We start from the raw sequence: 17,558 nt of genomic DNA, 5'->3' as shown, positions 1-17,558 counted from the left end.
GTATACGAAATAGCGGTGATTCATGTCTTATGCTAATCCGACCCGGGCAGAACTTGCCAACGCAGTGCGGTTTCTGGCCATCGACGCCGTCCAGGCGGCCAATTCTGGACATCCCGGCATGCCGATGGGAATGGCGGATATTGCCGAAGTACTGTGGCGCAAGTACCTGAAGCATGATCCCGCGGTTCCGGATTGGGTTAACCGGGATCGCTTTGTGCTGTCAAACGGTCACGGTTCGATGCTGCTCTACGCCGTGCTGCATTTGAGCGGCTACGGCCTGTCGATCGATGATCTGAAGAGATTCCGGAAGTGGCAGTCGATCACGCCAGGGCACCCGGAACGCGGTCTGACGCCGGGCGTCGAGACGACCACCGGCCCGCTGGGGCAGGGCCTTGCCAATGCCGTCGGCATGGCGTTAGCTGAACGGCTGTTGGCCGCTGAATTCAACGAACCGGGTTTCGATATTGTCGATCACCACACCTATGTGTTTCTCGGTGACGGCTGCCTCATGGAGGGCGTCTCGCATGAGGCCTGCTCGCTCGCCGGCACATGGCATCTCGGCAAACTGATCGCGTTTTATGACGACAACGGCATTTCGATCGATGGCCATGTGGAAGGCTGGTTCACCGACCAGACCCCGATGCGCTTCCGTGCGTATGGCTGGCATGTCATCGAGGGTGTCGACGGACATGATCCGCTCTCGATCGAGCAGGCGATCAAGGCAGGGCGTGCGGAACGTGACCGGCCGACCTTGATCTGCTGCAAGACGGTGATCGGACACGGTTCACCGAATCGGGCCGGCACGCACGACGTGCATGGCGCTCCGCTCGGTGCCGCTGAGATCGCGGCCACGCGGGCGCATCTTGGCTGGCATCACGCGCCATTCCACATTCCCGAATCGATTCGAGACGCGTGGGACGCGCGCGGAGCGGGCCGTGAGCGCAACATGGCCTGGCGCACGCTGTTCGAAGCCTATCGAACTCACTTTCCGGAAAAGGCCGGTTACTTCGAGTCCCGCATGTATGGCAGTCGCCGCGAGCGGTCCGCCGACGTGATCGAAACCCTGCTGGAAGGCAGTGACTGGTTCGAGCAGACGATGGCCACGCGCAAGGCTTCGCAGAAATGCCTTGACCTGCTGGTTGCCAGACTGCCGGAACTTCTGGGCGGCTCGGCGGACCTCGCGCCCTCGAATCTCACCATGGTGCCGGCTTCCCGCGCGCTCACACCCGACCGCGCGAACGGATCTGGAAACTATATCCACTACGGCGTTCGCGAGTTCGGCATGACCGCGATCATGAACGGCGTTGCGCTCCATGGCGGTTTTCTTCCGTATGGCGGGACCTTCCTGGTGTTTTCCGACTATGCGAAGAATGCGCTTCGTATGGCGGCGTTGATGCACCTGCAATGCATCTATGTCTTCACCCACGATTCGATTGGTCTCGGCGAGGATGGACCTACCCATCAGCCGGTCGAGCACGCGGCGATGCTGCGTCAGATTCCGGGGATGAGCGTATGGCGTCCGGCAGACGCAGTCGAAACAGCATTTGCATGGGCAGCAGCATTGGAGACAGTCGATGCGCCGACTGCGCTGTTACTTTCTCGCCAGAATCTGCCACCGCTTTCCCGCAACGCACAGGCGAAGGCACAAATCCGGCAAGGCGGCTATGTGTTGTCGGAGGCAGCGGGCGGAAAACCGGACATCGTTCTGATTGCGACGGGTTCCGAAGTGGAGCTCGCATTGAAGGCGCAAACAGCGTTTGCCGGGCAGGGCATTGCCGCGCGGGTCGTATCGATGCCATCGACCACAACCTTTGATAGCCAACCGCTTGCATACCAGCTTTCCGTTCTGCCGCCCACGATCCGGCGCGTCGCAATTGAAGCGGCCGCAGGCGATTTCTGGCGGAAATACGTCGGCTTGAGCGGCGCTGTGATCGGGTTGTCACACTTTGGCGAGTCGGCGCCAGCCGAGACGTTGTATGAAGAGTTCGGTATTACGGTGGACGCGATCGTGGACGCGGTGAGCCGCACGCTCGAGATGGAGCCTGGGATCGTCGATTAGCTGCTTCGAAGCGCTGAGCTTGCTGATTCACCCAGCCCGATCGTGCCGTTCCAGACACGGCGAGGACGTGGCAACGCGTCCTCCAGTTCCGTTTTTGTTGCGCCACAGCGCCACAGAGCGCCACAGCGTCGCGCGCGATCGCGCAAGAACGGCCGACGCCAGCACGATGTCGTGATCGTTCGCGATATCAATTTAACGACATTCGCCGCATGGCGACATTACTTCATGGACATGACATGGCGCTGATTTCATTGCGGCAGTTACTCGACCACGCGGCGGAATACGCGTATGGCGTGCCGGCATTCAACGTCAATAACCTCGAGCAGGTTCAGGCGATCATGCAGGCGGCCGCTGAATGCGATAGTCCGGTCATCATGCAGGCCTCCGCCGGGGCGCGGAAATACGCCGGCGAAGCGTTTTTGTGCCATCTGGTTGTTGCGGCGATCGAGACTTATCCCGACATCCCGGTTGTGATGCATCAGGACCATGGGGCATCGCCGGCCGTTTGCCAGGCCGCGATCCGCAGCGGGTTCAGCAGCGTGATGATGGACGGTTCACTCATGCCGGATATGAAAACCGTTGCAACCTACGACTACAACGTCGAGGTGACGCGGAACGTGGTGGAGATGGCGCATGCCGTCGGGGTGTCAGTCGAGGGTGAGCTCGGATGCCTGGGTTCGCTCGAATCGGGAATGGCCGGGGAGGAGGACGGCTCCGGTGCTGAAGGCGTGCTGACCCACGACATGCTGCTGACCGACCCCGATCAGGCTGCCGATTTCGTGCAGCGGACCGGAGTCGACGCGTTGGCAATCGCTATTGGTACATCGCATGGCGCCTACAAATTTTCCCGCGAACCGTCGGGCAATATTCTCGCGATCGACCGGATCAGGGAAATTCATCGCCGCCTGCCCAATACCCACCTGGTCATGCACGGATCGAGTTCGGTGCCTCAGGAATGGCTTGAGATCATCCGCGAGTTTGGCGGTGAAATCCGGGAAACATACGGTGTTCCGGTCGAAGAGATCTGCGAGGGCATTCGTCACGGCGTACGCAAGGTCAACATCGATACGGATATCCGCCTCGTGATGACCGGCGCAATACGTCGCTCACTCGCACAGCGTCCTTCCGAGTTCGACGTTCGACGATTCTTCTCGGACGCACTTGGCGCGGCGCGGGACCTGTGCCGCTCCCGCTTCGAGGCATTCGGCAGCGCCGGACAGGCGCGCAGGATCAAGCCGGTTGCGCTGTCAGCGATCGCCGGGCGCTATGACCACGTGCATCGCGTGTAATGGATTGCGCTGGCGCGAACATGCAATGCGCTCAGCGGGCTCAGGAATCTTGTCGGGATCGGATCAATGAAAGCACAGCTATTTGTGATTTTTGGAGGGACGGGCGACCTTGCCATGCGCAAGCTCCTTCCCGCGCTGTATCAGAACCACCGGGAGGGAACGCTGCCGGACGGCATGCGCATCGTTGGCGTCGGCAGGGAGGGGCTGGAGCGGAACGGCTACCTCGATAAGGTACGTGATGCCTTGCGTCAATTCCTGCCCGCCATCGATTTCGACGAGGCGTATTGGAACACCTTCTCGCCGCGCCTCGAGTTCGTTCAGATGGACGCGCTGGTGTCTGCGGATTACGCACGACTCGCTGCAATGTTGCGATGGCAGGACAGCCGGGGACATATTTTCTACCTTGCCACGCCTTCGGAACTGTTTATTCCGATATGCACCGAACTGAACCGGGCGGAGCTGGTTTCTGCCACGTCGAAGGTCGTTCTCGAAAAACCCTTAGGCCATGATCTGCTCTCAGCACAACGGATCAATCGGGAAGTGGGCGCGATATTCCGTGAAAATCAGATCTACCGGATCGACCACTACCTCGGCAAGGAGACCGTTCAGAACCTGTTTGCGCTGCGGTTCGGCAATGGCATGTTCGAACGTCTCTGGAACCGCGACGGGATTCGCGATGTTCAGATCACGATAGCCGAGCAGGTCGGCGTCGAGGGACGTGGGGCGTTTTACGAGCGCACCGGTGCAATGCGGGACATGGTCCAGAATCATTTGCTGCAGCTACTTTGCATACTCGCCATGGAGCCGCCGCTGAGTCTCGAAGCGGATGCCGTACGCGACGAGAAGCTCAAGGTCCTTCGCTCGCTCAAGCCGCTCAGCGCGGCCGATGTGGCACGGCAGACCGTGCGTGGCCAGTACACGGCCGGCGAGATACACGGCGAGCCGGTGGCCGGCTATCTGGACGAACCGGACATTCGTGCCGATAGCCGGACAGAGACATTCGTTGCGTTGAAAGTGGAGCTGAATAACTGGCGCTGGGCGCGTGTGCCATTTTACCTGTACACCGGCAAGCGCCTGCAGAGTCGAGTTGCGGAGATCGTCGTCAATTTCAAGGATGTGCCGCATTCGGTGTTCGGCTCGTCCGCAACGGAGGGGCGAGGTAACCGTCTCGTGATCCGGCTTCAGCCGGACGAAAGCCTGAAACTCTACCTGATGACCAAGGCGCCGGGAGATGAGATGACGGTCAGGCCGGTGAGTCTGAACCTCGAATTTTCTTCGGCATTCTCGACGAGACGAAGAGATGCCTACGAGCGACTTCTGCTCGATGTGATCCGGGGCAGGCTCACGCTGTTCATGCGAGGCGACGAACTCGATGCCGCATGGCAATGGGTTGACCCGGTGATCGACGCCTGGCGTTCGCAGGATCCTCCCGAACCGTATGCCGCGGGCGGTGCAGGCCCCGATGCAGCCCTCGCGCTCGTCGGGCAAGGTAGCGTCGCGCCATGCGACGCGTGAGAGTCCATCCCCGCTGTATGCACGTCGACGGAGCGTTCCCAGGTCCGTCGATTCCAATCGATCGCCAGACAGTTCCCGCCAAGCGGACCGAATATGACCCACATAGTAACCACTGAGCACATTACGCTGTCCTCGTTTCTCGCGAACCCAGCACGTGAGGAGCGAATCCCAACAGGACTGATCACGCTGATCGAAGCCGTTGCCGATGCATGTTCATCCATTGCAACGGCTGTCGAGCGAGGCATCTTCGACGGCGCATCCGGAAATGCCCATTCGGAGAACGTTCATGGAGAGGCGCAAAAGAAGCTCGACGTTGTGTCGAACGACATCATGATCGGCGCGGTCGAGTCGGTTGGCTGTCTTCGCGGACTGGCGTCGGAAGAGCTTGAGTCGATTCAGGTGACCGGGCATGAGCATTCCCCGGATACCCCAGCGTATCTTATGCTGTTCGATCCGCTCGACGGGTCTTCCAATCTTGAGATCAACGGCATTGTCGGAAGTATCTTTTCTGTGCTGGCTACGCCTGCGTCTGGCGTCGCAATCGACGAGCGTCATTTTCTGCAGCCGGGCGTGAAACAGGTCTGCGCGGGGTATGCGATCTACGGTGCGACGACGATGTTCGTGCTGACTACGGGGCACGGTGTCGACGGATTCACGTTCGATGGGGAATCGGCATCATTCGTGCTGACCCATCCACAGCTTCAGATCCCCGAAAATACCCGCGAATTCGCAATCAACATGTCCAACGAGCGCTACTGGGAAGAGCCTGTGCGCCGCTATGTCCGTGAGTGTGTCGCGGGCACGGCGGGGCCGCGGCAGACGAATTTCAACATGCGATGGATCGCATCCATGGTCGCGGAGGTGCATCGAATCCTGCTGCGCGGGGGTGTTTTCCTATATCCACGGGACAGCAAGAATCCCCAGCTTGCTGGACGGCTGCGCTTGACCTATGAGGCCAATCCGATGTCGTTCATTGTCGAACAGGCCGGCGGCATGAGCACGACGGGCGAAGCCCCGATCATGGAAGTTCAGCCGGACCATGTCCATCAGCGCGTGCCCGTTATTCTCGGGTCAAGGCTTGAAGTGGAGCGCCTGCTTCGATATCACGACGAGGCCGCGGCCGCTTGATTCTGCCTGATGCGCGCTTCTGGAAACCCTCAGCAATATCCAACCGGTCGCTATTTCTCATTCCTGGTGAAAACTGAATGCACCACGATTGGGGTTTTCGGCCTGCTACTGAGGAGATAAGCTGCACCACGAGCATGTGGCTTGCGGTAACGAGAAATCCATGAAAGTTCTGATTCTGGGTGCGACGGGGGTTGTGGGAAAAGCCTCACTCGAACGAGCGTTAGGAGATAGCCGTATTGCGCAAGTCATCGCCCCAACGCGTCGCAGCCTTTCCCCTCATCCCAAGCTGGTCAACCCGGTCGCACCAGAACTCGGTCTCTTGTTGCCGGAAGCGGACGCCTGGGAGGTGGATGCAGTGATATGTGCAATGGGAACGACGATCGGGAAGGCGGGATCGAAGGCGGCGTTTCGCCATGTCGACTATGAGTTGCCGATTGCCTTCTCGAAGAAGGTTTATCAGAAGGGTGCGCAGGCGCTTGCGCTGGTTTCCTCTCCTGGTGCTTCGCTATCCATCCCGTTGTTTTATTGCCGTACCAAGGGTGAGCTTGAAAGAGACATTCAGAAGATCGGCTTTGAATCCGTCACAATCGTGCGGCCAGGCATGATTGGTGGCGAGCGCAAAGAGTTCCGGCTCGCAGAGCGCATGGTGCTGCCCGTTGCGAAGCTCCTTGGCCCGCTCTTGCCACGGGGGCTTCGCGTCAATCCCGCAGCCAATATCGCCGACGTATTGGTCGATTCGGTCGTCGCGGGGAAAGCGGAGGTGCGTATGGTGACTTCGAGGGATCTCGTATGAGACTGCTTCTGCGGATTTGTGTCTCCTTCACTGCCCGGCTGCAGTCAACTGCCTGAGTTGCTCCAGCAACTTTACCGCCGGACTCGGCAAAATCCCCTGACGGCGTCGGAACGCCGTCAACATACGGCGTGCAACGAGCCCAGGAATCGGCAGCGTATCGAATACGCCCGCCGCGCTTTCGGTGTCGTACATCGGCGTCGCCATCCAGCTCAGAAATCCCGCACGCGTCACCAGGCTTTTCAGCACCGTGATCGAGCGCGTTTCGACGGCAATCTGCGGCATGCCGAGCCCATGCTCGGCAAACACGCGCTGCATATGCTCGAACGGACTCGTCCCCCGCGGCGGGACACACCACTGCTGATCGAGCGTATCGGCAAGCGTTAGATCCGCTTTGCCTCGCAACGGATGGTCGAGCGCGGCGACCACATAGCTCGTATCTTCCCATCTACAATCGGCAATCGCGGCAATCTCGTCCGTGTCGGGCACCACCATGCTGAGCGCGAGATCGATTTCGTGTTTCATCAGACTGTCGGCAAGCCGGTCCCATACGCCCTCGATGATCTCGACACGCAGATTCGGCCAGCGCGCGAGCACGCCGCTCACCGCGAGCGGCAGCACGAGCGTCGCGACGCTCGCGACCGCGCCGACGCGAATCGTCCCTTTCGCGAGGCCGCGCATCGCGTCGATCTCCTCGCGCGCGTGGTCGGCTTCGCGTTGCAGCAGCGTGGCGTGCGGCAGCAGCGCGCTGCCGATCGCAGTAAGCTGCATACCCTTCGAGTGCCGTTCGAATAGCGGTGCGCCGACCTGATCCTCGAGCCGCTTGATGGTGCGGCTCAGTGCGGGCTGCGTGACGTGCAGCACTTCCGCGGCGCGGCCCAGGCTGCCGCTCGCGACGATGGTCGCGAACGCGTGCAATTGTTGAAGATTGAAAGTCATGCGCAAAAGTAATGCCTTTTCCCGAAAAAGGCAATTTTCAATCAACCTCGAGCTTCCGATAATGGGCCATCAAGAAACGGCGCTCATCAATAGGAGACACGGATGACCAGCAACGCGCCCCGTTCAGACACATCGGGATCTTCTCAACACGCCTCGTTCACCGTGCGCCACGCCGTCATCGATCTGATGCGGCGGCTCGGCATGACTTCGGTGTTCGCCAATCCGGGGTCGACGGAATTGCCGCTGTTCCGCGATTTCCCGCAAGACTTCCGTTATGTGCTGGGTTTGCAGGAAGCCGTCGTGGTCGGCATGGCCGATGGTTATGCACAGGCCACCCGCAACGCGTCGTTCGTCAATCTGCACTCGGCGGCGGGCGTGGGCAATGCGATGGGCAATATCTTCACCGCGTTCCGCAATCGCACGCCGATCGTGATTACCGCCGGGCAGCAGGCGCGCTCGATTCTGCCGTTCGACCCGTTCCTCGCATCGACGCAAGCCACCGAATTGCCGAAGCCCTACGTTAAATGGAGCATCGAACCGGCACGCGCCGAAGACGTGCCGCTGGCGATCGCGCGCGCCTATCACGTGGCGATGCAGGAGCCGCGCGGACCGGTGCTGGTGTCGATTCCCGTCGACGATTGGGACCGCGCCGCGGAGCCGGTGCCGGCCCGCGTCGTCAGTACCGGGACGCGGCCGGAGCCGTTCGTGCTGGAGCAGATCGGCGCGGCGCTCGATGCCTGCGAACGGCCGGCTTTCGTGGTGGGCGGCGCTGTCGACCGCGCCGGCGGCTGGGACGAAGTCGTGCATCTTGCCGAACGCCACAATGCCCGCGTGTTCGTCGCGCCGATGACGGGCCGCTGTGCATTCCCCGAAGACCACCGCCTGTTCGCCGGTTTCTTGCCGGCCATGCGCGAGAAGATCGTCGAGTTGCTCGGCGGGCATGACTTGATCTTCGTGATCGGCGCACCGGCCTTCACGTATCACGTCGAAGGACACGGCCCACATCTGCCGGCCGGCGCAACGCTATGTCAGTTGATCGACGATCCGACCATTGCGGCGTGGGCGCCCACCGGCACCGCAGTGGTCGGCAATATTCGCCTCGGCGTGGCCGATCTGCTGACGCGGCCCGCGCCGAAGACGCGCCCCTTGCCCGCGCCACGCGCCGCATCGCCGCGTGCAGAGCCGTCTGCGGTGATGTCGGTGGCGTTCGCGTTGCAGACCCTTGCCGAGGTGCGCCATGCGGACGACATCGTGGTGGAAGAGGCGCCGAGTTCGCGGCCGGTCATGCAGAACTATCTGCCGTTCACGCGCAGCGGCACCTTCTACACGATGGACAGCGGCGGTCTGGGCTTCGGCATGCCGGCTGCTGTCGGCGTGGCGTTGGCGAAGCCAGGGACGCGCGTGATCGGCCTGGTCGGCGACGGCTCCAGCATGTATTCGATCCAGGCCATCTATAGCGCCATGCAGATGAAACTGCCGATCACATTCGTGATCCTGAACAATTCCCGCTATGCCGCGCTGCAGGACTTCGCCCCGGAATTCGGGTTTGGTCCGGCCGATCCTGTCCAAGGCACTGATCTGCCCGGGCTCGATTTCGTGGCGCTTGCTGCAGGCATGGGGTGCCAGGGCATGCGCGTGACCGATGCCGAACGCCTGCACGACGTGCTGCGCGACGCGTTGGCGTCGTCTGGACCGATGCTGGTCGAAGTCGTCGTGGCTTGAAACCTGGCGAGCGTTGCGCCCCGCATTCATAAAACTTTCCGCAGGAGACAGGACGATGCAGAGTATTTCGATGCTGATCAACGGCGCAGCCGTGCAAGCGAGCAACGGCGCCACCTTCGAACGCCGCAATCCGCTCGACGGCGAAGTCGCGACGCGTGCCCCGGCGGCGACAGTCGCCGACGCGGTAGCCGCCGCCGATGCCGCCGCTGCGGCGTTTCCGGCATGGTCCGCGCTGGGGCCGGGCGAGCGCCGCGCGCTGCTGATGAAGGCCGCGCATGCGCTGGAAGCGCGCAGCGAGGCATTCGCCGCGGTGATGGCGGCGGAGACGGGCGCGTCGGCAATGTGGGCGGGGTTCAATGTGCATCTTGCCGCCGGCGGATTGATGGAAGCGGCGGCGCTTACTACGCAGATCGGTGGTGAGTTGATCCCGTCCGACGTGCCCGGCAGCCTTGCGATGGGCGTGCGTCAGCCGGCCGGCGTCGTGCTGGGCATCGCGCCGTGGAATGCGCCGGTGATTCTCGCCGTGCGTGCGATTGCGTTGCCGCTCGCATGTGGCAATACGGTCGTGCTGAAGGGGTCGGAAGTTTGCCCCGGCACACATGGGCTGATTATCGAAGTGCTGCAGGAAGCGGGCTTGCCGAAGGGCGTGGTGAACTTCGTCACCAACGCGCCGGCCGATGCGGGCACCGTGGTCGAGGCGCTGATCGCGCATCCGAAAGTCCGGCGTGTCAATTTCACCGGCTCCACGCATGTCGGCAAGATCATCGCGGCCACGTGTGCGCGCTATCTGAAACCGTCGGTGCTGGAACTCGGCGGAAAAGCACCGTTGATCGTGCTCGACGACGCGGATCTCGATGCTGCCGTCAACGCCGCCGCATTCGGCGCGTTCGCCAACTCGGGGCAGATCTGCATGTCGACGGAACGGATCATCGTCGACGAAAAGATTGCTGACCCGTTCGTTGCAAAGCTCGCGCAGAAAGCGCGCGACCTGCCGCTCGGCGACCCACGCAAAGGGCCGGTGGTGTTGGGGTCGGTCGTCGACATGAGCACGGTGAAACGCTGCAATGCGCTGATCGACGACGCGCTGGCCAAAGGCGCCACGCTCGTCTGCGGCGGCAAGGCGGACAGCACCTTGATGCCCGCCACGCTGCTCGATCACGTCACGCCCGCCATGCGCATCTATGGCGACGAATCGTTCGGGCCTGTGAAGGGCATCGTGCGCGTCAACGGCGAAGACGAGGCCGTGGCCTGTGCGAACGACAACGAGTACGGGCTTTCGTCGGCAGTGTTCAGCCGCGATGTGGCGCGCGCGATGAATGTCGCGCGGCGTATCGAATCGGGCATCTGTCATGTCAACGGACCGACCGTTCACGACGAAGCGCAAATGCCGTTCGGCGGCATAAAGGGCAGCGGCTTCGGACGTTTCGGCGGCCAGGCGGGGATCGCTGAGTTTACGGATTTGCGCTGGATTACGGTGCAGACCACACCGCGTCATTACCCGTTCTGAAGAGCGACGTGCCGTTGTAGTCGTTGTGTGTCGCTGCGCGCGATTTCTCCGCAGCGATACGCAGTGTCGTGAAAGCCATGCATGCGTGTTATGGCTTTTGCGCGAAACGGCAATGTCAAAAGCCGTTCGCTCACTCACATACTGAATAAAAACGCGACCTCAAAGGCGCGGTGCCCAGATCGTGCACACAAACCAGGAGACAGTTTCATGACCAGCTATGTACCGCCGGCCGGCTCGGCCAGTGCGGCAACCGGCGAGGCCGGTGCGCCACTTGCCGGCCATCAGGCAGGAGTCGAGGAAGGGCGCTATGCCGTCGATATCGGCCGCACGCTCGACGAAGGCCCTTACACCACGATGCAGAAAATCGTGGTGTTTCTCGCGGCGCTATCGATCGTTCTGGACGGCTTCGACAGCCAGTTGATCGGTTTTGCAATTCCCGTGCTGATCAAGGAATGGGGCGTCACGCGTGCGGCTTTTGCGCCGGTGGTCGCGGCCGGCTTGATCGGCATGGGCATAGGCAGTGCGTGTGCCGGACTGTTGGCCGATCGCTTCGGCCGCCGCTGGGCGGTGATCGGCAGTGTGCTGGTGTTCGGCGCAGCCACCTGCGGCATCAGCTTCGCCCCCGACATCGTGACGATCGCCGTGCTGCGCTTTGTTGCCGGGCTCGGCATCGGCGGCGCATTGCCGAGCTCGACCACCATGACCGCGGAGTTCACACCGGCTCGCCGCCGCACACTGGCGGTCACCGCGACGATCGTCTGTGTGCCGCTCGGCGGCATGATGGCCGGTTTGTTCGCGCATGAAATTCTGCCGACATACGGATGGCGTGCCTTGTTCATGATCGGCGGCGTGCTGCCTCTCGCGCTCGGCGTGTTGCTGTTCTTCACATTGCCCGAGTCGCCGCGCTTTCTCGCCCGGTTGCCGCAGCGCTGGCCGGAACTCAAGCGCCTGCTTGGCCGGATGTCGCGTCCGGTGGCGCGCGGCTGTGTATTTACCGACATTCGCGAGCAGGCCGTCGAAAAACACGCAGGCTTTACCGCGTTGTTCCGCGAGGGCCTCGCGCTCGATACGGTGGCGATCTGGTGCGCGTTCTGCATGTGCCTGCTGGCCGTCTATAGCGCCTTCAGCTGGCTGCCGACCATGCTGAGCACGCAGGGGCTGTCGATGTCGGTAGCAGGGGCCGGGCTTACCGCGTACAACCTGGGCGGCGTGGTGGGCGCGTTGCTGTGCGCGCTGGTAATCGCTCGCACCGGCTCGCGGTGGCCGTTGATTCTCTGCAGCGCGGCGGGTGCGGCGAGCGCGTTGCTGCTGCTCGGCGTGAACATTTCCGATCACACCGGTTTGCTGATCTTTGGTCTTGGCGTGCACGGTCTGTTCGTCAACGCGGTTCAGTCGACGATGTTTGCGCTGTGTGCTTATGTCTATCCAACCCGCGTGCGTGCAACCGGTACTGCATCGGCGCTCGCGTTTGGCCGGATCGGCGCGATTGCCAGCGCATTCGCGGGTGCGGCGGTGATTACGGCGGGCGGCGCCTCGTCGTACCTGTGGATGCTCGGGATCGCAATGGTGATCGTGATGATTGCGCTGATGCTGGTCAGGCGTCATATCCCGAAGCCGGGCGTTTGAGGGACGCAATGTCCTGAATCGCGGTGATCAGGCGTGACACGCCGATCGCCGCTATCTGAAGCAGTCAATCTTTGGCGTATCGGACGGCTTGAATCGCTGTCGGGATTGTCACGTCTGTCATTAGTATCGCTACATAAAAATGCTGCGTAGGGGCCGCATGCAGATTGATGTGCGCTCAAACAAAGCACTTGTCCAGGAGACACGGAGACCATGAAATACAAACTCGCTTTGGGCAGTATGCTGCTCGGTATCAGTGCATCGTCGTTCGCACAGAGCAGCGTGACGTTGTACGGCATCATCGATACCGGCATTGAACTGGTCACGCATGCGAACGCGGCAGGCGATAACGTCGTGCGCATGCCGGGCATCACGGGCGAATTTCCGTCGCGCTGGGGAATTCGCGGCAAGGAAGGATTGGGCGGCGGGTTGTCCGCGGTCTTCGTACTGGAAAGCGGCTTCAATACCAAAGCCGGCACGCTCAATCAGGGTGGCCGGCTGTTTGGGCGCCAAGCCTATGTGGGCCTCGAGAGTCCCTACGGTACGTTGACTTTCGGCCGCCAGTACACGATGACCTATTGGGCGATACTCGATTCCGATCTGCTCGGTCCTGATATTTATGGCGGCACGGGGTCGTTCGATCAGTACATGCCGAGCGCGCGCAGCGACAACACGATTGCGTACAAAGGCACGTTCTCGGGCTTTACGTTCGGTGCGACCTATTCGTTCGGCCGCGACTCCGCGGGGACGGGCAATTCGCCGGGGCAGGGCACCTGTGTGGGGTCGATTCCGGGCAGCTCACAGAGTTGCCGCGAGTGGTCGGCGATGTTGCGCTATGACATGAACGGCTACGGCGTGGCGGGCGCCTACGACGAGCAACGCGGCGGCCCGGGCGCGGCCGCGAATCTGTACGACGGCACGGCCCCTTTTGCGCTGACACAATCCGGCGATAAAGACGTGCGGATGCAATTGAACGGCTACGGACACATTGGGCCGGTGAAACTCGGGGCGGGTTGGCTTGGACGTCATGTCGAAACGGTATCCCCGGCATTGCCGGATGTGCGCTCGAATCTGTACTACGTCACGGCAGCGTATAACGTGACGCCTGCATTCATCCTCGACGGTGGTGTGTACCGGATCGTCAATCGCGCCGACGATACCCGCGGCACAATCGCGGCGTTACGCACCACGTATCTGTTGTCGAAGCGTTCAGCGGTTTACCTGCAGGGCGCGTATCTGTTCAATAGTCCGCATGCCGCGTATACGGTGAGCCAGGGCGGCGGAGGGACGACGCCGGCGCCTGGCATCGGGCAACTCGGCGTAATGGCCGGCATTCGCCATTCGTTCTGAGCGATTAAAAAAGGCCACGCCGGATAATCCGGCGTGGCCGTTGCTGCTTTAAATACCGCCGACGCACATGTACTTGATCACGACGTAGTCGTCGATACCGTAGTGCGAGCCCTCGCGGCCAAGACCGGATTGCTTGACGCCGCCGAACGGCGCGACTTCGTTCGAAATCAGGCCGGTGTTGATACCTACCATGCCATATTCGAGCGCTTCGGCGACACGCCAGACGCGGCCGATATCGCGGCTATAGAAGTACGACGCGAGGCCGAATTCCGTATCGTTGGCGAGGCGGATCACTTCTTCGTCCGACGAGAAGCGGAACAGCGGCGCGAGCGGGCCGAAGGTTTCGTCGCGCGCGACCTTCATGGCGGGCGTGACATCCGCGAGCACGGTCGGCTCGAAGAAGCCGTGACCGAGCGCGTGGCGCTTGCCGCCGGTGACGATGCGCGCCCCTTTGGCGAGGGCGTCTTCGATATGCGATTCGACCTTGAGCACGGCGGCTTCGTTGATCAGCGGGCCTTGCGTGACGCCGTCTTCGGTGCCGCGGCCGACCTTGAGTTGTTCGACGGCGACGCGCAGTTTTTCGGCGAATGCGTCGTAGACTTTATCGTGCACGTAGAAGCGATTCGTGCAAACGCAGGTTTGGCCGCTATTGCGATATTTCGATGCAATGGCGCCTGCAACGGCCGCATCCAGATCCGCATCTTCGAAGACGATGAAGGGCGCGTTGCCGCCGAGTTCGAGCGACACTTTCTTGACCGTCGGCGCGCATTGCGCCATCAACAAACGGCCCACCGGCGTCGAGCCCGTGAACGACAGTTTGCGCACGATCGGATTGCCGGTCATTTCGGCGCCGATGGCTTTCGGCTCGCCGGTGACGACGTTGAACACGCCGCGCGGCACGCCGGCGCGTTCGGCCAGCACGGCAAGGGCGAGCGCCGAGAGCGGCGTGGCTTCAGCCGGTTTGACGATGATCGGGCAGCCTGCCGCGAGCGCCGGGCCGACCTTACGCGTGATCATGGCGGCCGGGAAATTCCACGGCGTGATGGCTGCGCAGACGCCGATCGGTTCTTTCGTCACGACGATGCGTTTGTCGTTTGCCGGCGTGGGGATGGTGTCGCCGCTGACGCGTTTGCCTTCTTCCGCGAACCATTCCAGGAACGAGGCGGCGTAGAGGATTTCGCCTTTGGCTTCCGCGAGGGGTTTGCCTTGTTCGGTGGTGAGGATCGTTGCCAGATCGTCGGCGTTTTCCAGCATGAGGTCATGCCATTTGCGCAGGATGGTGGCGCGTTGTTTGGCGGTGGTGGCGCGCCATGCCGGCCATGCGGCGTTGGCTGTGTCGATTGCCCGGCGGGTTTCGGTTGTGCCCATGCGGGGCACGGTGGCGATGGTTTCGCCTGTGGCGGGGTTTTTGACTTCGAAGGTTGTGTTGTCGTCGGCGGATTGCCATTCGCCTGCGATGTAGGCTTTTGTTTTTAGAAGGGAGGGGTCTTTTAGGACTGGCGTCGGCATTTTGGGGTTTGCTCCTGGGGTTCTGGATTTAGGGATTTTGCCCGCGCGGCGCCTGGTTCTGGGTTTTTATGGCGTTGGCCTTTTCTTGTTTTCTTAGTGGTCTATTAGCGTTGCCCCTGTGCGGGGCGGCACTTACTTTCTTTGCCGCCGCAAAGAAAGATAAGCAAAGAAAGCGGCTTACACCGTCAGCTCATAAGCGGGTCCCTCGCACAGCCACGGTAGTGGTGCATCTGGAATCTGTGTTCTCGCGCATTCACCGTGAGTGACAAGGCCGTCATACTTCCGGCGGCGCTGCGCGCACCGAAACGTATTTCACCAAACCATCGCCACATCCGCCATGCCACATTGCAGCGCCACGCCGAGGCGAAGCCGATGGCCCCCACCGCGCTCAAACGAAGCCTCCGGTTTCCCTGGCAGCCCCGTCCGCGACGCACGAAGTGCGGAGTGGGAGCTGACGAGCACTTTGTCACTCACGGTGAATGTGCGAGAACACAGATTCCAGATGCACCACTACCCGTGGTAGACCACGGATCCCGCTTAAGAGTTAGCGGTGTGAGCCGCTTTCTTTTGCCTACTTTTCTTTGCGGCAGGCAAAGAAAAGTAGGTGCCCGCCCCGCACAGGGGCGACGCTAATAGACCACTAAGAAAACAAGGAAAGGCCAACGCCGTAGGCAACCAGCCAGAAAGCACCACGACGACAAAACAATTCAAGGAATGACCCACACCGCGAGGCAAAACAACCCAACCGCCGCGCAGGCCAAAAAACCATCAAACAGCTACAGCAACACTTTCCTTAAGCACAGCTTCCAAAATCCCCATTGCCTCATCAAAGACGGAGTCTTGAATAGTAAGCGGGAACAGGAACCGAACCACATTCGAATAAACACCACAAACGAGCAGCAGCAACCCGCGCTCAAGCGCCCGAGCCTGCACCCGCTTGGTAAAGTCAGCATCCGGCTCCGTTCCGCCTGCCTTGCAGAACTCAACAGCCACCATTCCGCCCGGCCCACGCACGTCGGCGATCTGCGGAACCTCGCTCTGCAGCGCGATCAGCTTCGCCTTGACACGATCACCCAAAACCGTAGCCCGCTCGCAGAGCTTCTCTTCATCGATGATATCGAGCACGGCATGGGCCGACGCAACCGCCAGCGGGTTGCCCGCATAGGTGCCACCCAGACCGCCAGGCGCGGCGGCGTCCATCAAATCAGCGCGCCCCACCACACCCGACAGCGGCATGCCGCCCGCCAGGCTCTTGGCCATCGTCATCAGATCGGGCACCACGTCATAGTGATGCATCGCAAACAGCTTGCCGGTACGGGCAAAACCCGTCTGCACTTCGTCGGCAATCAGCAAAATGCCATGCTCATTACACAGCTTGCGCAGCGCGCGCACGAATTCGGCCGGTGCCGGGTAGAAACCGCCTTCGCCTTGAACCGGTTCGAAAATAATCGCCGCGACGCGCTTCGGATCGATGTCGGCCTTGAACAGAAACTCGATCGCCTTCAGCGAATCGGCCGTCGTCACGCCGTGCAACGGATTCGGGAACGGAGCGTGGAATACGTCCGCCGGGAACGGACCAAAGCCGATCTTGTACGGCGCAACCTTGCCGGTCAGCGCCATGCCCATCATCGTGCGGCCATGGAAACCGCCGGTGAACGCGATCACGCCCGGACGGCCGGTCGCGGCACGCGCAATCTTGATCGCGTTTTCAACGGCTTCGGCGCCCGTCGTGAAGAAAGCGGTCTTCTTCGGGTAGTCGCCCGGCGCACGCGCGTTGATCTTCTCAGCCAGCTCGACGTACGACGCGTACGGCACGATCTGATACGCGGTGTGCGTGAAATGGTCGAGCTGGTCGCGGATCGCGGCCAGAATCTTCGGATGACGGTGGCCGGTGTTGCACACCGCAATGCCTGCCGCGAAATCGATGAAACGGCGGCCTTCGACGTCCCACAATTCAGCGTTTTCCGCGCGCTCGGCGTAGAAATCGCACATCACTCCGACGCCGCGCGGCGTGGCGGCGTCTTTGCGGCTCTTCAGGTCAGCATTCTTCATGGTTATCTCCTTCGCTCCTCGGTTTTTGCAGACGCCGCGCGTTCAGCGCAGCACATGCAGCGACTATAATGAGAT

The 17,558-nt window shown here is 61.5% G+C and carries 12 protein-coding genes; 9 read left to right on the top strand and 3 right to left on the bottom strand.

Going from position 1 to position 17,558, the window contains the following annotated elements; translation table 11 throughout:
* Positions 1 to 22: 22 nt before the first annotated feature.
* The 5 genes from tkt (at position 23) to PQQ95_RS05555 (ending at position 6,784) form a co-directional block, all read left to right on the top strand.
* The gene (gene tkt / locus PQQ95_RS05575) at positions 23 to 2,059 is read left to right on the top strand and encodes a transketolase (protein ID WP_408435629.1); all 2,037 of its coding nucleotides are present in this window, start codon (positions 23 to 25) and stop codon (positions 2,057 to 2,059) included.
* Positions 2,060 to 2,295: 236 nt separating this feature from the next.
* Positions 2,296 to 3,348 (top strand): class II fructose-bisphosphate aldolase, encoded by a 1,053-nt coding sequence (gene fba, locus PQQ95_RS05570; RefSeq protein ID WP_408435627.1) that lies wholly within the window; start codon positions 2,296 to 2,298, stop codon positions 3,346 to 3,348.
* 66 nt (positions 3,349 to 3,414) lie between these two features.
* Positions 3,415 to 4,863 (top strand): glucose-6-phosphate dehydrogenase, encoded by a 1,449-nt coding sequence (zwf, locus tag PQQ95_RS05565; RefSeq protein WP_408435625.1) that lies wholly within the window; start codon positions 3,415 to 3,417, stop codon positions 4,861 to 4,863.
* A gap of 93 nt (positions 4,864 to 4,956) precedes the next feature.
* Complete coding sequence (locus PQQ95_RS05560; RefSeq protein ID WP_408435623.1) at positions 4,957 to 5,991, top strand: class 1 fructose-bisphosphatase; 1,035 nt, start codon at positions 4,957 to 4,959, stop codon at positions 5,989 to 5,991.
* A 160-nt stretch (positions 5,992 to 6,151) separates the two neighbouring features.
* Positions 6,152 to 6,784: a Rossmann-fold NAD(P)-binding domain-containing protein gene (locus PQQ95_RS05555; protein WP_408435622.1), complete on the top strand. Its 633-nt coding sequence runs from the start codon at positions 6,152 to 6,154 to the stop codon at positions 6,782 to 6,784.
* 27 nt (positions 6,785 to 6,811) lie between these two features.
* Here PQQ95_RS05555 and PQQ95_RS05550 read toward each other — a convergent pair whose 3' ends face one another.
* Positions 6,812 to 7,720 (bottom strand): LysR family transcriptional regulator, encoded by a 909-nt coding sequence (locus PQQ95_RS05550; RefSeq protein WP_408435620.1) that lies wholly within the window; start codon positions 7,718 to 7,720, stop codon positions 6,812 to 6,814.
* A 102-nt stretch (positions 7,721 to 7,822) separates the two neighbouring features.
* On the opposite strand from PQQ95_RS05550, the gene mdlC reads away from it, so the two are divergent.
* The 4 genes from mdlC (at position 7,823) to PQQ95_RS05530 (ending at position 13,922) form a co-directional block, all read left to right on the top strand.
* Complete coding sequence (mdlC, locus tag PQQ95_RS05545) at positions 7,823 to 9,442, top strand: benzoylformate decarboxylase (protein ID WP_408435618.1); 1,620 nt, start codon at positions 7,823 to 7,825, stop codon at positions 9,440 to 9,442.
* A gap of 55 nt (positions 9,443 to 9,497) precedes the next feature.
* Positions 9,498 to 10,949 (top strand): aldehyde dehydrogenase, encoded by a 1,452-nt coding sequence (locus PQQ95_RS05540; protein WP_408435617.1) that lies wholly within the window; start codon positions 9,498 to 9,500, stop codon positions 10,947 to 10,949.
* A 354-nt stretch (positions 10,950 to 11,303) separates the two neighbouring features.
* The gene (locus PQQ95_RS05535; RefSeq protein WP_408436106.1) at positions 11,304 to 12,575 is read left to right on the top strand and encodes an MFS transporter; all 1,272 of its coding nucleotides are present in this window, start codon (positions 11,304 to 11,306) and stop codon (positions 12,573 to 12,575) included.
* 210 nt (positions 12,576 to 12,785) lie between these two features.
* Positions 12,786 to 13,922, top strand: a complete 1,137-nt coding sequence (locus tag PQQ95_RS05530; RefSeq protein ID WP_408435615.1) for a porin — start codon at positions 12,786 to 12,788, stop codon at positions 13,920 to 13,922.
* A gap of 48 nt (positions 13,923 to 13,970) precedes the next feature.
* Here PQQ95_RS05530 and PQQ95_RS05525 read toward each other — a convergent pair whose 3' ends face one another.
* Positions 13,971 to 15,431 (bottom strand): NAD-dependent succinate-semialdehyde dehydrogenase, encoded by a 1,461-nt coding sequence (locus tag PQQ95_RS05525; RefSeq protein WP_408435613.1) that lies wholly within the window; start codon positions 15,429 to 15,431, stop codon positions 13,971 to 13,973.
* A 768-nt stretch (positions 15,432 to 16,199) separates the two neighbouring features.
* Complete coding sequence (locus tag PQQ95_RS05520) at positions 16,200 to 17,483, bottom strand: 4-aminobutyrate--2-oxoglutarate transaminase (RefSeq protein WP_266239438.1); 1,284 nt, start codon at positions 17,481 to 17,483, stop codon at positions 16,200 to 16,202.
* Positions 17,484 to 17,558 lie beyond the last annotated feature (75 nt).

It is taken from the genome of Paraburkholderia caffeinilytica (assembly GCF_046030355.1).
Classification (GTDB): domain Bacteria; phylum Pseudomonadota; class Gammaproteobacteria; order Burkholderiales; family Burkholderiaceae; genus Paraburkholderia; species Paraburkholderia caffeinilytica_B.
This window is presented reverse-complemented; position numbering and strand designations above follow the sequence as displayed.

What these genes read in the sequence shown, in the direction of transcription:
- tkt (WP_408435629.1), top strand. Translation starts at nt 23, where the DNA reads ATGTCTTATGCTAATCCGACCCGGGCAGAACTTGCCAACGCAGTGCGG.
- fba (WP_408435627.1), top strand. Translation starts at nt 2,296, where the DNA reads ATGGCGCTGATTTCATTGCGGCAGTTACTCGACCACGCGGCGGAATAC.
- zwf (WP_408435625.1), top strand. Translation starts at nt 3,415, where the DNA reads ATGAAAGCACAGCTATTTGTGATTTTTGGAGGGACGGGCGACCTTGCC.
- PQQ95_RS05560 (WP_408435623.1), top strand. Translation starts at nt 4,957, where the DNA reads ATGACCCACATAGTAACCACTGAGCACATTACGCTGTCCTCGTTTCTC.
- PQQ95_RS05555 (WP_408435622.1), top strand. Translation starts at nt 6,152, where the DNA reads ATGAAAGTTCTGATTCTGGGTGCGACGGGGGTTGTGGGAAAAGCCTCA.
- PQQ95_RS05550 (WP_408435620.1), bottom strand. Translation starts at nt 7,720, where the DNA reads ATGACTTTCAATCTTCAACAATTGCACGCGTTCGCGACCATCGTCGCG.
- mdlC (WP_408435618.1), top strand. Translation starts at nt 7,823, where the DNA reads ATGACCAGCAACGCGCCCCGTTCAGACACATCGGGATCTTCTCAACAC.
- PQQ95_RS05540 (WP_408435617.1), top strand. Translation starts at nt 9,498, where the DNA reads ATGCAGAGTATTTCGATGCTGATCAACGGCGCAGCCGTGCAAGCGAGC.
- PQQ95_RS05535 (WP_408436106.1), top strand. Translation starts at nt 11,304, where the DNA reads ATGCAGAAAATCGTGGTGTTTCTCGCGGCGCTATCGATCGTTCTGGAC.
- PQQ95_RS05530 (WP_408435615.1), top strand. Translation starts at nt 12,786, where the DNA reads ATGAAATACAAACTCGCTTTGGGCAGTATGCTGCTCGGTATCAGTGCA.
- PQQ95_RS05525 (WP_408435613.1), bottom strand. Translation starts at nt 15,431, where the DNA reads ATGCCGACGCCAGTCCTAAAAGACCCCTCCCTTCTAAAAACAAAAGCC.
- PQQ95_RS05520 (WP_266239438.1), bottom strand. Translation starts at nt 17,483, where the DNA reads ATGAAGAATGCTGACCTGAAGAGCCGCAAAGACGCCGCCACGCCGCGC.